We start from the raw sequence: 18895 nt of genomic DNA on the forward strand, positions 1-18895 counted from the left end.
GAACACTTTTCTGTTAGAGGTACGTCTAAAATGTTTTAGAGGTACCTCTAAATCGATTTACACGTACCTCTAAATTCATTTAGACGTACCTCTAACAAAAAATGGATCTACGTCTGACAAAAAAGTCTTTCAGACAAGGGTGAAAAGTTATGACTATATTTGCATTATTTTGATACAACTATACAATAATACTTATGAAAGTTCGAAATCTGTTTTTATGTGTTGCTCTTGTAATCGCCTTTGTCGGATGTGGACAGAAGGATCTATTTGAAGGGGCTCAGGATATTGGTGATGTAAAAGTACCGGGTAGTGTCTTTTTTGATAAAAAGACGGGAGTTTATACCATGGAAGCCGGCGGATTGAATATGTGGGACCATGCGGATGCTTTTTTTATGAATTGGAAAAAGGTGACTGGCGATTTTAGTTTGTCTGCGGATATCGCTTTTGAAGGGGAAGGCACGAATGCTCATCGTAAGATCGGTCTTATTCTCCGAGAGAAACTGGAACCCGGTTCTCGTTATGCGGATATCGCTGTCCACGGAGATGGTTTGACCTCTTTACAATACCGCAAAATTGAAGCAGGGTTGACCGAAGAGGTGGTTTCTGCCGCAAAGGCTCCAACATCCATTTATCTGGAAAGAAAAGGAAATACCGTCTTGATACGATCAGGAAAAGGCGATTTGGAGATCTCGGATGCTCAGGTCGAATTGGAACTGCCGGAGGATTGTTATGTGGGGTTGTTTATCTGTTCGCATGAAGATTTCATACTGGAAACAGGTTATTTTTCGAATGTCGTCTTCAAAAAGCGTTGAGAATAATTTTCATCTCAACAGGAAGTAAAGAAAAAGTAAAAAGACTATTTTTTTTGGAAAGCGGTTTTGCCTTGATTCTTAAAAATATAGCCTGTAGATATATCCGTTCGTGTTTTCTTTTTTCTCTTTTCATCGTCATTTTTTTTGAAAAAGGTATTGCACAGTAAAAACAAACCGCTATCTTTGCATCGCAATTCAGAGGAATAGCAGTAAAAAAGAAAATAGGGAGCGGTAGTTCAGCTGGTTAGAATACCTGCCTGTCACGCAGGGGGTCGCGGGTTCGAGTCCCGTCCGTTCCGCTAAAAAAGGAATAAGGTTGGTAAGGTCGTTAAAAGACTGACGTACAACGAGTTTAAGAGTTTTGGCTCTAACTCGTACCCCTAAAGATAAAAAGAGGGGTTAAGTAGCTGGAAAACAGCGAAAAGACACAGTTTGGTGGCGTACCCGTCCATACCGCGGAAAGCCTAAGTCAATAGGCGCCAAAAAAGAGACAAGTCCTTCATATTCAGTGAATATGAGGGACTTTTTTTATTTATGTTGTCTTAGGAAAAAGCCAAAATAAAGCCAAAAAAAGACATTTAGTGTGTCCCATTTCATACCCCAAACCAAAAAGGGACACAGGGGGTACGAGAAATCAAAGAAAAAGGGGTACGAATTGTCCAAAATTGGCAGTGTGTTGTCGGGAATTGGCAGTCTGCATAAAACTCATTAACAGATAGTTTACTTTAATTTTGTAACATTAAAAAATGAGTTTATGAAAAGTACATTTAAAGTTCTTTTCTTTTTGAAAAGAGACAAGCAAAAATCCGATGGCAGTGTTCCTATCATGTGCCGGATTACAATCGACGGACAAATAAGCCGTTTCAGTACCAAATTAAATGTGCATCCTAAATCATGGGATGTAAAGTCGTCAATGGCTCTGGGCAGAACAAAAGAAGCTGTCGAGATAAATACCTTTCTGGAAACAATTAAAACAGGCTTATACAACGTTTACCATGATTTACTCACCAAAGAGAACAATGTTAATCCTGATCGGGTTAAAAATATCTTTCTTGGTCTTGAAATTAAAAACCAAACCGTACTCGAATTATTCCAACGGCATGTTGATGATATCGCTAAATTGGTTGGTATAAGCAGGGCAAAAGGTACACTTCAAAAATATGACGTAGCCCGTAGGCACATGGCTAATTTTATTAAAGAGTATTATAATGTTGCTGATATTTCTTTGAAAGAGGTAAATCACTCCTTTTTGAGAAATTTTGAAGTGTACCTAATGACAAGCTGCAAATGTAAGGAAAATACTACTGCTAAATTCTTACAGCGATTCCGCACTATTATTCTTTTCGCCAAAAATAACGGTTGGATTCACATTGATCCTTTTGCCAACTATAAAATAAAGTTTAAGAAAGTCGATAGAGGCTATTTAATGCAAGAACAAATAGACGAAATCATGAAGAAACAATTCTCTTCTGAACGTTTGGAGCGAGTAAGAGATATCTTTATTTTTAGCTGTTATACCGGACTTTCCTATATAGACGTAAAAGGATTGGATGAAAGTAATATCCGCATTTCATTTGATAATAATTTGTGGATAATGGGGAAACGTGAAAAGACAGGTACAAGCTACAATATTCCATTACTCGACATTCCAAAGCAAATTATTGAGAAGTATAAAGGGACGATGCCCAATAAGAAAGTTCTCCCTGTTCCAAGCAATCAAAAAGTGAATGAATATCTCAAAGAAATCGGAGCTGTTTGCGGTATTGACAAAGATTTAACATTTCATCTTGCAAGACACACTTTCGCCACTCTTACGCTTACAAAAGGAGTTTCCATTGAAAGTGTATCAAAAATGTTAGGTCATACAAACATAAAAACTACCCAAATTTATGCAAGAATTACCGATGTTAAGGTAAGCAACGATATGGCTTCTTTTGCTGAAAAACTTGAAGAAAGGCGAATCAAATCTAAATCTAATTTAGATAAACTTTTTGAATGCCTTTCATTGCATGAAAAAATGGCTTTATTTAATCTTCCCGGCACTCTGTCTGATGATCCCGAAAGATTAAAGCGTATATCTGTCATGTGGCATAGCCTTTCAGAAGAAGAAAAATTATCTCTCTGGTCTAATACTTTTGAAAATGAAGGCAATCTCACTTTTAAATCGGAAAAAGCCAATACTCAATTAGCTGTTTAACCCACTAATTTTTAATAGTAATGAAAAAAAATGAATATTCAACAGTAATAGCTCTGTTCGACGAGTATAATAAGAATGTATATAAGGTTAAAGCCTTATCTACCTACCTGAAATATGAAGCGGTGAGAAACTATATCGCTGATTACATTAAACAACGATATGGGAAAGTTGATTACTTGCTGTCCGAAATCGACGTCAATTTCATAATAGGTTTTGAAAATTACCTGATGAAGTTTCGCAAATATAACGTAAACACAGCCGCCAAGAAAATAGAATTATTCCGTCGTATTGTAAATATAGCCTGTGAAAAACAGGCTATATCCAACAACCCTTTTAGCCATTACCGGATTAAAAGGCAAGAGGTAGTTCGTGCCTTCCTTTCGGAAAAGGAGTTACAGTCTATTTTGAGCAAAAAGTTTTCGACTAAAAGACTTGAACAAGTAAGGGATGTATTTATCTTTTCCTGTTTTACAGGTCTGAATTATTCAGACTTATCAATGCTAACAACCGAAAATTTTGAAACAGATAAAGACGGTAATCCTATTATCAAAATTATGCGGAGCATGACATATACACCTGTTATAATCCCTTTGCTTTCAGTTCCGCAGAAAATTTTGAATAAGTACAGTCAAAATTTACCGATAGCAAGTAATCAAAAGATGAATGATTATTTGAAAGAAATCGGTGATATTTGCGGTATTGGTAAAAATCTCACTTTCAGGGTTGCAAGAAACACATTTGCGACTACTATTACCTATATGAATGGGGTACCCATTGAAACAATATCCCGAATGTTAGGACATACCAATATAAATACAACCCAAACATTGGTACGAATGGATAACGGAAAGATTGGGCGGGATATGTTGAAATTATCAGAACACCTTACAGGTATGGATACTGCATTAAACCTCTAAAAATATTTATCATGGAATTACAAATTATTCAAAGCAAGATTTATGAAATCCGAGGTATGCGAGTTATGTTGGATTACGATTTGGCTGAATTATATCAGGTTGAAACCAAAAATCTGAAACGTTCTGTTCGTCGGAACATAGACCGTTTTCCTCCGGATTTTATGATTGAACTCTCAAAGGAAGAGTACGATTTTTTAAGGTGCAATTTTGGCACCTTAGAAAATCAAGGACAAGGGCAACACGTAAAATACTTACCTTTTGCATTTACTGAACAGGGTATAGCCCAACTGTCAAGCGTTCTTAACAGCACGTTGGCCATTCAGGTTAATATATCTATTATCAGAGCTTTTGTCGCTTTACGACAATATGCACTGGGTTATGCGGAATTAAATCGTAAATTGGAGGAATTTATGGTGGAAACAAATATGCAGTTTAGTGATATTTACCAAGCTCTTACCGAACTTGCATCACAAAAGGAACTGGAAAATAAACCCCGTAAGCGTATTGGTTATAATGTTCAACAGGATGAAGAATAATATATTATGGAACGAGGATATATAAATATTAAAGAAAATAGTGAAAATCAACTGATTGTTGAAGCAAAACTTGTAAATTGCACCCTGTGGGTAACGAAACATCAAATTGCCGACTTATTTAATGTATTTGTCAATACGATTGGTAACAATCTACGGAGTATATTCAAATCCGGCTTGCTCCGTGAAGAAGATGTTACCCGAATACATAAATTTGAGAGCAACGGGCACCCATGCGAAACGGTACTGTATAATCTGGAAGCACTGATATTTGTCAGCTACCGTGTAGCATCTTTTGAAGCAAAAGCATTTCGGGAATGGGTAATGAAAGCATTAACCGAATATACCCGGACTGATAATAAAAAATCAACAGAAGTTCTGATAGTATATAACCTACACTCAAAACTTCCGGCTATTTCGATGAATTAATAAACGTTTAATACATTTAGATATGAAACACGTATTTTATTTACTTATCGCTGTTTTTATGGTTTCCTGCGGTTCAAACTCATCAACGAGTAATTACGAAAAAACCATTACTGATAACCTGTTAAAAGGGAGCGACACAAAAGAAAATCTCAACTTCAAAATTATTGAGATTAGCGAAACCGGCAACGTTACGGTTGCCGACAGTATCGCCTATCTTACTGATGAATTTCAGAAAAATAATCAACCTAACATCAGTAAGATTGAGCTGGCTAAAAAAATGAGTGAAGATCTACTGGCAAGAGAAAAAAATCAAGCTAAAATTGATAAATACAATGCTGATATTGCACGGATGAGCAATACTATTGATTCTCTAAAAAATCTTACTCCGGATAATCTTAACGGATATGACAGTAAGAATCCGAATGATGTTCTTGCCGTAATTGTTAGATGCAAATACTCAATCGCTCCGGGTGGAACAGCCGTTGAAGAAACATTTGATTTCTACTTATCTCCTGACGGCAGCAAATGCTACGGAAAAACCAGAGCAAAATAAAAATACATATCACAATCCAAATGGAGCCTGTATCGTAAAAATCGGTACAGGCTTTTTTTGTATATAGCTTTCCTTTCTGTGAGGAAAGTTCTGCGTTTTATTATGATAAACGCAAAGCAGACAACCAAATTTCCTTTTTTCTGTACTTCCCTCGGTATAATTTCTTCCTCATTTAGTTATGACCATAAAAAAGGAGGGGTTCGGAGTGAACGAGTATCAGGCGCGAATTTATTTCATGTTTATTGGCTGCACAAGATCAGACGTGTTTTTAAAAAAATCTTCCTCGATTCAAAATCTCTTTTGTAATAGATTTTAAGAAATTATCCGGGCAATAATTATAGCCTCTTTTCTTAAAGAAATGTATCTGCACCCCAATCAGGTACAGGAAAGCGAGTGTATTTTTTTGAAAAATCTTGATGCTGCCAAAAAGCACTGCGTGAGTAAGGCACCTGAAACTCGATCACACCTCACCCTCTCCATACTGGCATAAAAAAAAAGTCAGAAATTATGAGAAGTACAGAAAAAAATAGGAAACAACGACCGACAGCCTACCATCCAATTAGCATAAAATTGGTTTTAAAAATCGTTTTGGCGGTTTTGGGCTTCTGTGTGTGGGGAACAGGGTTTATTTGGGCTTTAGTGGGCTTGTATCTCTTTCTTCCTGTTATACGGGGTATCCTCTCCTTTTTCGTGGGTATGGGTGCTATAATCCTCTTTATTCTCGCAATGCTGACCTTTTTATAATCCCTTAAAATTTAGAGTTATGAGCAAAGTATTTTTATTAGGAGCAAACAAGGAAATTGACAAGGCTATACAGGTTGTTCAAGTCAATCAGGTTATCCAAATGGAGGGTTATAGCTATGACAGATATGTAGTCTATGACATCGTTAAAAATAACTGGGGTATCACTTACAAGCTGATTAACCTACGGAAAAAAGTTTTTCAGACAGCAGACATAATCAGACCATTAAGCGAAAAATTCGGTATCGGTTATTATTACGACAGCGAAAATCCTGAATTTATGGATGGTTTTGAAGTGGCGTTACTTCTTCAGGAAGCGAAAGACATAGTTAAAGCGGAAACAGACGAAGCCGAAAAAGAGAAGATAAGAGTAGAAGAAGTTAAGGTAATAGGGCGTAAACGTTTTGCCGAGATATTTCCCGAAGATGCGCAAGCGGTAATCGTGGCACGTCTGAAACAAAACGAAAGCGATAGTCAAACCGACTATTACGGAAGTAGCACACAACGCACCGTCATTTTAGGCTTTTCCAAACATAAAAGGGATATTTTTTCCGAAATGCGTAAATACGCATCAAACTTCGAGGAAACCGCCTATTTAGCCGAGTTTAACGAGGATTACGAAAATAGGGAAAAATACTCTATGGGTGCAGGGTATTATTTAGGAGAATATAGGCATAGCGGTTGGATAATTAAAAAAGTGCCAGTATATAACCGTGAACGCACTATTGAAGATTTTGCATACACAGCAGGAAGCGAAGATAATATACATATCAGTAAGTCCAACACAACGCCACCAACCAACCAGACAGGGGAAAGTAAATGCGGTTGTACAATGGTTGAGTATTCAGCCAAAGCAGTAGCGGTATTCGGGGAAACCAAAGCAATTAAAGACGAACTAAGAGCAATGGGAGGACGCTTCAACAGTCGATTAACCTTTAATGGGAAAAAAATTAAAGGATGGATTTTCCCGAAATCACAAGAGCAAAGGTTAGCCTATTATTTCGGATTGGATTAAACAATGTAGAACACAGGGCAGAGCCTATCTGCCCTACTAAAAACAATCACCATGAGAGTAGATATAGATATGAAATTCATCCACAGGTATAATAAAAACCTATCCTGTATAATTCTCGCAGAAACTGCAAAAGGGTGGAAAGTCAGCCAAACGGAAACCTTTGCCAACCCAAGAAAGAAGCCAAAAGTAACCGTCCAATTCTATCATGCAATTTGGTTTGATGACCAAAAAGGAGAATGGGACGCAGTAAATAATTAACAATCAAAAAACAATATATCATGTATTACGGATTAAAGAACCCCAATAGAAAACAAGAGTTCATTAATAGAATGAACCAACAAATTAAAGTAAATGAGAACCTTATAAAAGGTTTGGAAACGTGTGAGCCGTTTATCAGAGCCTTTAATGGCAAGGTAGCCAATTCAAAGCTAATTAAAGCCATATACACCGCAGAGAACCCGAACAACCTTTCTTACAGCATCACCGAAAAAAGAGGATGTAAAGGCATTGCAATCGGTATATCTGACAATAATCACAGAATGTATGCAAGTGTGGAGGGCAAAACATGGAATTATCTGACATCATACAACTGCGTTTTTCTCCTGCCAACAACCAAGCCTGATGAAAATTCACAAGACAGGATAAATGCGGATGAAGCAATCAAGCAAATTGAAATAGAAAAAGAATACCTCACAATTCTAATACAAGAATGTAAAGCCGATTTACAGATGTATGATGAAGAAATAACCGCATGGGAAGAACTTGAAAGGCAGATTGAAGCCTATGAACAAAAGTTCTCACCCAATCTGCGAGGAACTATAACAATGAGTGCAAGATAAAAGAAGTCAAACACGGGGCAGTAACCCTGCCCCACAAAATAACAGTCATGAAATACAGAGAATTGTCAGCATACGAAAAATTGCAAAAGATACAGGACATCAATTTTTGCAGGGCAGAACGCCACAATGTAGCTATATATCTGAACGCATTAAGACGTAACGACAGGGCGATAATAGAGGAATACGAGAGTTTTGGAAATACCCCTCGCCAGTTATTAATGAATAAACGAGAGTACGAAAGACATTTAGTATTTGGCTTCATTAAAAAGGAATTTAACGAATACGGTTGGTTGGAAAGACCTGATTTTTTGGAACGTGAAGAAATACAATTCCCACATCGGGACGGTTGGGCGGTATCTAACCATATCACACTGGGTAAAGGCTTAAACGGAAAATGGACTTATGGAATGAGTTACTCTCACAGTACAGGCGGATCAGGCTATGGGCTTAATGTATGGGGTAAAATATTCGACAATAGAAAAGACTGCCTGAAAGCAGCATTAAATGAAATGCTTACAGGACTTGAAAAAGACAGCAGTAAGACCGACCGATATGCAATCAATGTATTAAAACAAGCGAAAGCCTTATTTGACGAGATTACAGGGCGTAAACCTGTACAATTAGAATTATCATTCTTTTAATAAATCCAATCAATATGAAACCGAATAAAATAGCAATTATGTATAAGGGAGTTGTACATTTCCTGAACAGGGTAACAGGCGAAAGCAAGCATTATCAAATAGCTTTTGAAACTGACCGTTGGAGCATCCGTTTTTATCTGTTACAGAACGGTCAAATCCGAATAATCATAAATAAGTCTATCAAAAAGAGCGAAACGGAATATCATACGCATTTCTGCTATGACTGTTATTGCACACTTGATAAGAATGGTTTATTTCTCGATGACGTTCACGATCCTGCCACTTGCCGAAAGATAACCAACCCTACTAAATGGTTTACCATTGAACCCATGTTAAGGGATATTCACAACCAGTTAAAAGAAGAACTGGAAGCCTTGCACCCTTTCGACCTGATACACGATATAAGAGATTTAGAACACTTCATATACAGGAAAATGGAAGAATACGGAAAGGTAGAATTTACCGTAAACAACTCCCTACGTTTCGGTATCGGTGAAAATGCCTATACCACAAGCGAAGAAGCATTGAAAGCCAAAGAAAAAGAACCTGTTGTTTTGCTAAATCTATTCAATGGCAATCATATAATATCTAAAGACACTATCATCTTTTTCCTGTACTGGCTTTTGGACAGGGATAAAGAATTAAGTGTATCAGACGGACAAAAATTGAAAACGGTTGTCAGATCATTTGAGGAAAGTCCCAAAAAGCCGAATGAATGGTCTTTGCAAACTCTTAATACGTGGTGGCAATGGCTTAGTTTTGATGAATTTGAAGATATTACAGGTATAGAGCAGGACAGAGACGGCAATAATGAAATAGATGCAAAATTCCTTGATGATGCCAACCAATTTTGGCAAAATAAAACCTTTCAAGAAAAAATCAAAATTTATCAATCCAATTCACACTTACATGAGATTGTAAAAGAAAGGATTGAAGCATATGAATAACCAAAGGGCGGAGTAATCCGCCCATAATCTCAAAAAGCATGAAATTGAAAGTAAATAAAACAAATAAGACCTGCACAATTAGCGGACTAACTTCAACCGAAGTTGATGTAATATTGGGAATCGTAGATACTGCTAACAGGCGATGTTTCCGAGAACAAGAAGATAGCGGAGAATGGTATAGCAACGATGATTTTGTACTATCACTTACCGATGAACAACGACAAGCGTTGTCAAAAATCGGAGAAGAAATACAGCAAATTTATAACAGTTAATTATCAATATCATGGCACAGGAAAAAATAGACGATTGGATGCAAGATGCCAAAGACCTTGCAAAAGCGGAACGGGAACTCAAAATAGAACATTGGGTATATATAACCTTTGAAGTAAGGGACGAGGACAGAAACCGTGAAATACTACATATAATCGACATCCCTCGTGCCATGTTAGACCGTTGGCGGTGGGTTATTGAGTGGCGCAGGGCAAAATTGGTATGTAAATACCCCCGTAAGAAAATTTGGGTATATCACTGTGCATACGACAAGCGGACGGGATTGCAAACAGGTTTTGACTTCCTTTTAGGCAAAGTAGCTTCGGCAAAAGCGCAGATAACTAAGGTAGAAAGGGCAATCGCCAAATATATCGACTATATGACACACAATGACCTGTTTTTCAATCTTGAAACGGATGAAAAGTTACTCAAAGCCAAAGCCAAATTGGAACAGAAAAAGAAAAATTATAATGAAGCGTATGCCATTTTACAGGCAGAAGTCATCAAGCATAAACAGAACAGCACCATGTATAAATTATTTATTGGATTCAAAAAGTTGGGCGAGTTCAGCTCTATAATGGAAGCCAAGAAATACGCAGATAATAGCGGACTATCAGGTACTTTTAACCTGATTGGAGACAAGTATCAAGATAATTGGTATGTTTCCTCAATGCAAGTACAAACCTCTAAATAACAAAGAATATGACAACAATAAAAGACATAGATGGAAACATAATTGAAGTAACAGATTTGAACGCCGCCATTGACGAATGTAAGCGTTGTAAAGACAGTCCGTATAAAATGGAAAGCGGACACACCGTAGGCGAAAATTATGCCTATATGTTGGAACAACTGCTCCCGCTTCAACAACAAAGCCGTCGTTCACGTTGGTTGGAAGGTACAGAAATGCGCTACAATCAGGGCAAGCGTTTTACAAAAATGGATATTGCCTATGAAATCGGTCGGCACGAACCGTATCACCCTGCCTCTCTCTATTGGGATAGCCTGCGTCGAGAGGAACTTGTAGCGTTCTTCAATGAAATGTTCGGTACAGATATTCGTTGAATTTTCCTCTTTATACACGAAAAAATCCCGACGGAACACCGTCGGGATAGCTATTATATCACTAAATATTTTTTAGATTATCCTAATACAGTGAGTATTAAAATCTTTTAGTTAAATTCACGCCGTAATAAAAGTTATACAATATGTCAGAATCAATTAAAACCAACAATATACCAGAACAATGGGTTGCTTATTTCAGCCACATCGAAGATCATCCCGCTAACGTCCTGATGAACCTCGCGCTGGTAGACTTAGCCCCAATAGATAACCTCAAAGAGTTGCTGCTATTTACTATTCAGATGCTCTCCGCAGATGAAAACGGATTATTCACGGCAGAAGAAGAATCCGAGGTACTACACAGCATCCAAGAAGAAATCATCGAGGCTACCGAAAAGAAAAATGTCATCGTCGCAGGAATCGTTAAGTCAAACGGTCTGATGAATATGTACCTTTATGTAAAACACGGAAAAGAATGCGAGGAACTCTTAAAGTCCGTCATGAATGTACATCCCGAATACTCGTACAACATTGAAGTGCAGAAAGACAAGGATTGGAATACCTACTTCGACTTGTTGTACCCATCCAAATACGAACTGCAAACCATAGAAAACCAGTCGGTCTTATTCCAACTGGATCAGGACGGCGACGACTTCAGCAAAGAAAGGGAAGTGGATCACTTTATCTATTTCCCGACCGAAGAAGGGCGAGAGCAGTTTATTCGGGAAGTCGAAACGCTCGGATATAAAGTGGCGCTAAAAGAAACCGTAGATCATGGCGATTCCTATCATTTCGCATTGCAAATCTCCCGGCTAAACAATGTCATGCCCTCAGAGATTAACGAATATACATGGGAGTTAGTAACATTGGGTAATGACTACGGTGCCAAATACGACGGTTGGGGATGCTGCCCACAAAACAGCAGATAAAATATAGCTGATATAAAATAAACAGACGCGCGGTTTCCGCCCGTTACTATTCTTATGAGATCTGCAAATTATTTGAGAGAAAATATACAAATAATTTGCAGATCAAATGACATTATTTAATTTTTAGCAAGTTTCAATATCCTAATTGCCCCTCTTATAACAATAAGGAATACAATACTACCGATAATAAGGTCGGGTATCTGATTATTCAACTGCCATACTAAGAATCCGGCAAGAATTACCCCTGCATTTATTATTACATCGTTGGATGAAAAGATGATACTTGCCTGAATATGGGCATCTTTGCTCTTCGTCCTTTGAAGTAAAAGCAAACATATAACATTAGCAATCAAAGCAAGTACGGATATACCTATCATTGTTTGAAAAACAGGCATTTCCTCTGTACCTGTAAACCGTCTGATTACCTCTATAAAACCAACGGCAGCCAAAAGTATCTGGAAATATCCGCAAATCATAGCAACACGCTTCTTACGGCTTACGGCTGCACCGACTGCAAACAAACTTAATCCATAAACAAAAGCATCAGCAAGCATATCAAGGCTATCAGCAACCAATCCCATAGATTTGGATATAATACCCGTTGACATTTCAATCAGGAAAAAGCCGAAGTTAATAGCCAGTACAATCCAAAGGACTTTACGCTGTTTGCTATTTTCCTCTGCCTGGACTTCTCCTGTTACTTCTTTACTTTCAATAAAGCGTGAACCGAGATTCAAGGTAGCAAGCTGCTTTTCGATTTCCTGATAGTCGCCTGTATGGTAAACAGTAAATATCCTGCCTTTCAGGTCAAATTCCTGCTTTGCAACACCCTCTATATTTTGGAGTTTCATCCGAATGAGGTTTTCCTCACTCGGACAATCCATTTGTTCAATTTTAAAAATTGATTTATTCATTTTACAATTTAATTATAATCCCGGTATTCAGGATGAAACCGTCCAACGGTGCATAAATGTCCCGAAATTCAGGATTAGTCATCGAACCCGTATGAATGGTATCAAACCTTGTCTGCCGTCTGTCGGTAAAGTTCTCAAAGTTAGCATATATTGAGAACTTTTCCCAAATTCGTTGCATCATTAATCCGAAGACAAGGTAATCCTTACCTGTTTTACCGTCATTCAAATTTTGTTTTCCGGTATAATAAGCTTCCAATCCGATTTTCCATTTATCTTCCACCTCATACATTAAAACAGAATTGATTTTATGTTTCGGGGTTAAGGTTTTTTGGTAGCTTCTGCCGTCTTCCTTTACATCAGCATCCGTATAGGTATATCCGAGAAATAAACCGAAATCCTTATACTTAATTTTCATATTGGTTTCAGCCCCTTTACTATCCACGTGACCGTTAATGTTATTAAACTGCCAACGATTATTTTCAGCAGCTTGCAGTTCAAGCGGATTTTTCAGGTAAGTATAAAAGAATAACTGGTTTATACTTAAAAATACTTGGTCGCCGAACAAACCCGTTTTATAAGTAAAATCCACATTTGCCCCATAACTCCTTTCCAGTTTGTTCCTGTTGTCATCTATCGGCAAGACATTCTGAAACTGGATGCGTTCGCTATCTTCCGAAAAAATGGTAGGTGCTTTATATCCGAACCCACCACCTACACGGGATGAAAATTTCTCCGTTATCTTGAAATGAGAAGATATACGGGGTAGAACTGCAAAACCGTAATCGTTAATATAATCGGTACGCAATCCGCTTTCAAGATTCATCCAGTCCGTTATTTTCGTATTGTTCTGTACAAATACGCCTACGGTAGTCATATTGTAATCACGTAAAGGAAAATCGGTCAGTTTTTCTTCGGTAAACTTATCCGTCCACACATTCGCACCCGCTACCCATTCCGTTTTTTCTTTTGTATGTATATAAGATACTTCTGAAAAAGACGATAACTGGTCGCCGTCAAATTTGAAATCGGGAATCTCAATCTTACGGCTGAAATAAGTAATGCTGTTCTTTACATTTAATCTGTTTTGTTTGTCGAAACGATGTTCAAATGTAAGTTGGCTTGAATGCCTTTGTGTCTTGTTTCTTTCAAAATAGGAATGTTCTTCGTTTCCCTTATCTTTTACATACTCCATATCACCACCCAGACGGTTTTCAATCATGGAGTTTATACCGAAATTAAAATCTGTGTTTTCAGACAGGTACAAGAATAGCTTAGGATTAAATACAAACCTGTCGAACTTTGGTATTGCCGTAAAGCCAACATCTGACGGATCATAAGCCCAGTTACGGTTATACGATGCAAAAACGGTAGTACCTACCTTGTTGAATTTCTGACCGAAAAAGCTGTTTACATCAAGCCCTTTACCTGTTGTCCCATTCAGGTGGATTGAGAAATCCCTTTCCTTTTCAGGCGTTTTCGATATAAGGTTTACCAGTCCCGCAATAGCACCGCCACCGTATAAAGTAGAAGAAGAACCTTTTATTATTTCAACCTGCTTTAAATCGAGCGGTGGTGTCTGTAATAAACCTAATCCGCTTGCTGCACCTGAAAATACGGGAAAACCGTCTTTTAGTATCTGTGTATATCTACCGTCCAAACCTTGAATGCGAATAGATGAATTACCCGATATGGCTGATGTTTGTTGTGTCATAATACCCGTGCTTTCATTCAGAAGCATACGTATATCTCCGGGTTTCATCACTCCTTTTTCGCCTAACTCTTCGGCATTTATAAATTCAATACGGGTAGGAATATCTTTAAAAGTACGTGTCCCCCTTGTTGAAGAAACAACTACTTCCTGCAATGTTTCTTCATCAGGCTCAACCCTGATAACGATAGGTTCATCCGAAGCCAACGGGAATGTAAATTCTTTTATGGTCTTTTCATATCCTACATAAGTAATTTCAAACCTCTGTTTACCGTCTGGAATATTGGAGAGTACCGCTAATCCTTCAGCATCAGAAGATGTTCCGTTCGTAGTATTTTGAAGTATAATATTAGCACCGATTAAAGGCTCTTTGTTATCACAGTCTATTAGTTTAACGTTAAGTGTATTTTGAGCGAAAATATTGGAAATGCTGAATACTAAGAATAGCATCAGTATAATTTTTGTTTTCATTTTATTTCTTGTTTTTAAATCTTCAACTATAAATGATATGAGGATTACGATATTACAAAGAATGTATTATCGTAAAAATTGCAGGGCATATTCACAACGACCTGTATAATAAAAATTAGTTTATGCTTTTGGCGGTTGCCAGATTGAAGATTTATAATCAGAGAGAGCGTTTTTTACTATATAATCTGATTTATAATCAGGTATAGAGCCTAAAATTATTATTATTGGATTATAAAAACGGGCTTCCGGAAATCCGGAACAGGTATTACAATGTAGAAAAGGGGAACAACAACTATCATCGGAACAGTCGTCACAACTATTGCCTATGTCATTGCTCGTTTCAACGGTATCTGTATATATAGCTAAACATTTATCCTCAAAACAACATGGCATTACTGATAACAGTAATACATATATGGATAATATGAGGGACAAATATTTCATGCTGCAAAGATAGCGATTATGTTTTGCAACTTAGTTGCAAGTTTCGTACTATTTTCACAGATTATCTACTGTTTAATTTACGATTCTATTTCGGCTATTGCTTTTTCAATTTCAGCAAAGGCTTCGCTCATTACTTCCTCTACCAGTCCGCCGATTTGTGCTGCCATAGCAACCGAATTCATGCGCGAAATACGGGTTATACCATCAGAAGTCTGATATATAGATATGCGACATGGAAGTAATGATGAATAAAGACGTTCCATATCATGCTCCAATATTCTGCCGGAATATTTGGGGTTGCACAATTCTATGACTTTTATCGGTAGCACTTCTTTCCCATTTTTGCGAAGCGTTTCCTGCATATCATGAATATGCTGTATTTTCCAGTTTCCGAGAGACTGGATTTTTTCGGATAGTTTATCGAAGGTTTCGTCATAACTGTAACGGCTTACGTTTTCTAAAAACATTGCGCTCTCAGGTTGTTCTGTTGATTTCATGATTCTTTTTTTATATTACTCTATGTTATTATTTAAACAATTTTCTTGCCAAAAAGGTTGCATAATACGTTTATTATCCGCTTTATTTTTACTATTTACATTGCATGAAGATACAAGCACCTTACATAATTTTATAAAGATTTTGATAGTCAATTTTTAACAGCTAAATATGCTAAAAGTCTGATTTTCTTTAAAAATGGATGTACATCATCATTAATTTAAAATAAAAAAGATTGATGAAAATCGAAGATTTTTAAAAGATCTGCAAATTATTCGTTTATTTTCTTCAGAATAATTTGCAGATCGTTCTAAATTACACTTTTTCCTTCCATTCAATAACGGCAAAGTTCCCGTCTGAAATCTCCTTCACTTTATTAATCCATTGCACTTCACTTAATGCTTTAGCTTTAAGGAATGGACTATTGGTTGAAGTCAGCAAAAGACTGGAATTAACCACCCACCATTTATTCTTAATTCTGGCACGTTGTAAGTCCTGTTGCAGTCTTTGTGCTTCAAACACAGGTGTTGTTTCCGGCAGGGTTACGATAACCACTTCCGTTTCCTTTTCGCTTCGCAAGCGAGGTAATAGGTTTTGAACCGCAGGGGTGATATTTCCCTGTGTCCGTTCTACTTCCTTATGATAACTTTGGGTTGAATCCAGCAGCAGCAACGTGTGTCCGGTTGGTGCAGTATCTATCACAACCACTTCATTATCCGCTTTGGCAACTATTTCGGCAAAGGAATTGAAAACGGCAATTTCCTGTGTGCATGGGGAACGCAGGTCTTCTTCGATATAACTTAAATCAGCATCACCCATTGTTTCCCTTGCTTTGTCAAGCACATTTTTCTGATAGGCAGCAAGCACCGCTTTTTCATCTATATGGCTTACTGTGATGCCGTCTATTTTCGTTTCGATATAAGCCAAATGGTTTGCAGGGTCAGTTGTAGTCAGATGCACTTTCACTCCTTTTTTAGCCAAACCACGAGCAATATTCCCGGCAATGGTAGTTTTGCCTACACCGCCTTTACCCATCGTGAAAATCACCCGTTTACCTGTTTTGTAGAGGTCTTCAATAACGCTGTCAATCGTATTGAAACTACGTTTCTCAATATCCGGACTTTCGTTCTTTATGGCTACATCCGCATTCAACATATTACGGATATTATCAATGCCTGTCATGTTATAAGAACGAAGCGGAACAATATAGGTGTTCAGTTTTAGCAAGGCTGCCGAACGGTTATTCAGCGCATTTTGCTGGTGTTCATAAATCTGTTTGGAAATACTATCGTCTGCATCGTAGTTTTCTAATACGCCATTTATGATTAAATGCTGTGTTTCGATACCTATATCCGACAACTCATTGGATGAACGTTCGACCTCTTTCAACGGGCTGTCTTCCGGTCGGCTGACAAGGAAGAGCGTTGTTTTAGACTTATCGGTTAGATTTTTTACCGCATGTTTATATACATCTTTGCGGTCTTCCAAACCTGATAATTGTCCTAAGCACGAAGCTCCGGTCGTATTTTCGTCAATAAAAGTATCCCACGCAGAAGGAAGTTGCAACATACGGAGTGTATGACCTGTTGGGGCTGTATCAAAAATGATATAATCATAGTTTTTGCTCTTATCTTCGTCAGTGATAAAATCAGAAAATTCATTGAACGCTGCGACCTCTACTGTGCATGAACCGGATAGTTGTTCTTCCATATTAGCAATTACACTTTCAGGTAATTTACCCCGATATGGAGCGATAACCGATTCCCTGTATTCGGCAGCCGCTTGTTCGGGGTCAAGGTTTACAACAGTCAAGCGGGGTACATCTTTAATGGGAGTACCTTTATTGTCTAACGGCATATCAAATACATCCTGTAAATTGGATGCCGGGTCGGTACTCAACAACAATACTTTTTTTCCACTATCTGCAAGACTTACAGCTGTAGCACAGGCGATAGATGTTTTGCCTACACCGCCTTTACCCGTGAAAAATATATACTGGGTAAGTTTTTCGTTTGAAGGATTATACTTTTTCATGTGGGTTATTTTTTTATTGTTAGTTCATCTTCTGAAATATCGAGCCATTCTGCAATCTGCTTATTTGATGGATACGCCTTTTTTATAGCAATTTCACCATCAACTGTGATTAGAGGAAATACGTCTGCTCCTTCTGCCATAAGGCAATCATTGACAACCTTCGTGGTTACATATACCTGAGGATGGTCTCGCAAGTTAAAACGTTCAACTATAATTCCTTTTTGTTTCAATGTTTCAACCACAACTGCTATACGCATCAACTCAGGGTCGATATTCACTCCGCACAATCCGGTAGGACAGCATAATGCAGGGTCATAAATTTTAATTGTTTTCATTTTTAATATTTTATTTGTTATTAATTCTATTTATTCAATGTTCGTAATGTAGCGAACTATTTGGTTAAAAAAATAGACGCTATCTGATTCAAAACAGCATCTATTCAATGCGTACAATTCTATCAATTACAGTAATCCATTGTTGCTGCATCACCAAAGTAACTGATTGCAGCAGTAGGGCAAAGAGGTTCGCAACCATGACAACCAGTTACACATCCATCAGGATATACAACTACTGGTTTCTCATTTTCTATCGCATAAACTCCTTTCTTGCATTTTTCAAAGCAAGCGGAACATCCTGTACATTTTTCCGAATCAATAATCGGATACCATGTGCTGCTCATAATGTGATGTTTTATAGATTCAGGGATTTCTTTATTTCTTCTTCACTCGGAACATACCCTTTCAACTTTACTTCTCCATCAACAACAACCGCAGGTAAAGACATAATGTTATACTTCATAATTTCAAGTATATTTTCTTCCTTCTTCAAATCGGCAGCAATGTTATTATCTGCCAACACTTTCCGGACAGATTCATAGGTTGTTTTACATTTGGCACAACCTGTACCTAATACAATAATCTCCATATTATTTATCTTATATTGTT

At 37.5% G+C, this 18895-nt stretch carries 23 protein-coding genes and 1 tRNA gene; 17 read left to right on the forward strand and 7 right to left on the reverse strand.

What is annotated here, in order from left to right; genetic code table 11:
- The first annotated feature begins 194 nt into the window (after positions 1 to 194).
- The 17 genes from M2135_RS06225 (at position 195) to M2135_RS06305 (ending at position 11885) form a co-directional block, all read left to right on the forward strand.
- Positions 195 to 812 (forward strand): hypothetical protein, encoded by a 618-nt coding sequence (locus M2135_RS06225; protein ID WP_280747746.1) that lies wholly within the window; start codon positions 195 to 197, stop codon positions 810 to 812.
- Between the two features lie 225 nt (positions 813 to 1037).
- Positions 1038 to 1111: transfer RNA gene (locus tag M2135_RS06230), tRNA-Asp, on the forward strand.
- Between the two features lie 455 nt (positions 1112 to 1566).
- Positions 1567 to 3009 (forward strand): site-specific integrase, encoded by a 1443-nt coding sequence (locus tag M2135_RS06235; RefSeq protein WP_129733281.1) that lies wholly within the window; start codon positions 1567 to 1569, stop codon positions 3007 to 3009.
- 20 nt (positions 3010 to 3029) lie between these two features.
- Positions 3030 to 3926 carry a site-specific integrase gene (locus M2135_RS06240; RefSeq protein WP_129733282.1) on the forward strand — a complete coding sequence of 299 codons (897 nt, stop codon included), beginning with the start codon at positions 3030 to 3032 and terminating at the stop codon, positions 3924 to 3926.
- Positions 3927 to 3937: 11 nt separating this feature from the next.
- Entirely contained in the window at positions 3938 to 4462 is a 525-nt protein-coding gene (locus M2135_RS06245) for an ORF6N domain-containing protein (protein WP_129733283.1), read from the forward strand.
- Positions 4463 to 4468: 6 nt separating this feature from the next.
- Positions 4469 to 4888: a virulence RhuM family protein gene (locus tag M2135_RS06250; RefSeq protein WP_129733284.1), complete on the forward strand. Its 420-nt coding sequence runs from the start codon at positions 4469 to 4471 to the stop codon at positions 4886 to 4888.
- 22 nt (positions 4889 to 4910) lie between these two features.
- Positions 4911 to 5441: a hypothetical protein gene (locus M2135_RS06255; protein ID WP_129733285.1), complete on the forward strand. Its 531-nt coding sequence runs from the start codon at positions 4911 to 4913 to the stop codon at positions 5439 to 5441.
- 507 nt (positions 5442 to 5948) lie between these two features.
- A complete protein-coding gene (locus M2135_RS06260; RefSeq protein WP_203558333.1) occupies positions 5949 to 6185 on the forward strand; it encodes a hypothetical protein in 237 nt (78 codons plus the stop codon).
- Positions 6186 to 6204: 19 nt separating this feature from the next.
- Entirely contained in the window at positions 6205 to 7197 is a 993-nt protein-coding gene (locus tag M2135_RS06265; protein ID WP_129733287.1) for a fusion protein, read from the forward strand.
- Positions 7198 to 7248: 51 nt separating this feature from the next.
- Positions 7249 to 7455: a hypothetical protein gene (locus M2135_RS06270; RefSeq protein ID WP_129733288.1), complete on the forward strand. Its 207-nt coding sequence runs from the start codon at positions 7249 to 7251 to the stop codon at positions 7453 to 7455.
- A gap of 20 nt (positions 7456 to 7475) precedes the next feature.
- The gene (locus M2135_RS06275) at positions 7476 to 8036 is read left to right on the forward strand and encodes a hypothetical protein (protein ID WP_129733289.1); all 561 of its coding nucleotides are present in this window, start codon (positions 7476 to 7478) and stop codon (positions 8034 to 8036) included.
- Between the two features lie 47 nt (positions 8037 to 8083).
- On the forward strand, positions 8084 to 8677 hold the full coding sequence (locus tag M2135_RS06280) for a hypothetical protein (RefSeq protein ID WP_129733290.1): 594 nt from the start codon (positions 8084 to 8086) through the stop codon (positions 8675 to 8677).
- A gap of 14 nt (positions 8678 to 8691) precedes the next feature.
- Positions 8692 to 9624 carry a hypothetical protein gene (locus tag M2135_RS06285; protein ID WP_129733291.1) on the forward strand — a complete coding sequence of 311 codons (933 nt, stop codon included), beginning with the start codon at positions 8692 to 8694 and terminating at the stop codon, positions 9622 to 9624.
- 38 nt (positions 9625 to 9662) lie between these two features.
- A complete protein-coding gene (locus tag M2135_RS06290; protein ID WP_129733292.1) occupies positions 9663 to 9896 on the forward strand; it encodes a hypothetical protein in 234 nt (77 codons plus the stop codon).
- 11 nt (positions 9897 to 9907) lie between these two features.
- Positions 9908 to 10588 carry a hypothetical protein gene (locus M2135_RS06295; RefSeq protein ID WP_129733293.1) on the forward strand — a complete coding sequence of 227 codons (681 nt, stop codon included), beginning with the start codon at positions 9908 to 9910 and terminating at the stop codon, positions 10586 to 10588.
- 8 nt (positions 10589 to 10596) lie between these two features.
- Complete coding sequence (locus tag M2135_RS06300; protein ID WP_229058435.1) at positions 10597 to 10959, forward strand: hypothetical protein; 363 nt, start codon at positions 10597 to 10599, stop codon at positions 10957 to 10959.
- 143 nt (positions 10960 to 11102) lie between these two features.
- Positions 11103 to 11885 carry a DUF695 domain-containing protein gene (locus tag M2135_RS06305; protein WP_129733294.1) on the forward strand — a complete coding sequence of 261 codons (783 nt, stop codon included), beginning with the start codon at positions 11103 to 11105 and terminating at the stop codon, positions 11883 to 11885.
- A gap of 116 nt (positions 11886 to 12001) precedes the next feature.
- Here the strand turns inward: M2135_RS06305 and M2135_RS06310 are convergent, their stop codons facing one another.
- The 7 genes from M2135_RS06310 to M2135_RS06340 form a co-directional block, all read right to left on the reverse strand.
- On the reverse strand, positions 12002 to 12799 hold the full coding sequence (locus tag M2135_RS06310) for a cation diffusion facilitator family transporter (protein ID WP_129733295.1): 798 nt from the start codon (positions 12797 to 12799) through the stop codon (positions 12002 to 12004).
- 1 nt (position 12800) lies between these two features.
- Complete coding sequence (locus tag M2135_RS06315) at positions 12801 to 14978, reverse strand: TonB-dependent receptor (RefSeq protein ID WP_129733296.1); 2178 nt, start codon at positions 14976 to 14978, stop codon at positions 12801 to 12803.
- Positions 14979 to 15499: 521 nt separating this feature from the next.
- Positions 15500 to 15919, reverse strand: coding sequence for a DUF302 domain-containing protein (locus M2135_RS06320; protein WP_229058434.1), 420 nt, complete (start codon positions 15917 to 15919; stop codon positions 15500 to 15502).
- Positions 15920 to 16232: 313 nt separating this feature from the next.
- Complete coding sequence (arsA, locus tag M2135_RS06325; protein WP_129733297.1) at positions 16233 to 17951, reverse strand: arsenical pump-driving ATPase; 1719 nt, start codon at positions 17949 to 17951, stop codon at positions 16233 to 16235.
- Between the two features lie 5 nt (positions 17952 to 17956).
- The gene (gene arsD, locus M2135_RS06330; protein ID WP_129733298.1) at positions 17957 to 18286 is read right to left on the reverse strand and encodes an arsenite efflux transporter metallochaperone ArsD; all 330 of its coding nucleotides are present in this window, start codon (positions 18284 to 18286) and stop codon (positions 17957 to 17959) included.
- Positions 18287 to 18408: 122 nt separating this feature from the next.
- Positions 18409 to 18630 (reverse strand): ferredoxin family protein, encoded by a 222-nt coding sequence (locus M2135_RS06335; RefSeq protein ID WP_129733299.1) that lies wholly within the window; start codon positions 18628 to 18630, stop codon positions 18409 to 18411.
- A gap of 11 nt (positions 18631 to 18641) precedes the next feature.
- Positions 18642 to 18875: a thioredoxin family protein gene (locus tag M2135_RS06340; protein WP_129733300.1), complete on the reverse strand. Its 234-nt coding sequence runs from the start codon at positions 18873 to 18875 to the stop codon at positions 18642 to 18644.
- Positions 18876 to 18895 lie beyond the last annotated feature (20 nt).

The sequence above is a fragment of the Parabacteroides sp. PF5-9 genome, from assembly GCF_029893105.1.
Lineage (GTDB): Bacteria > Bacteroidota > Bacteroidia > Bacteroidales > Tannerellaceae > JARXWG01.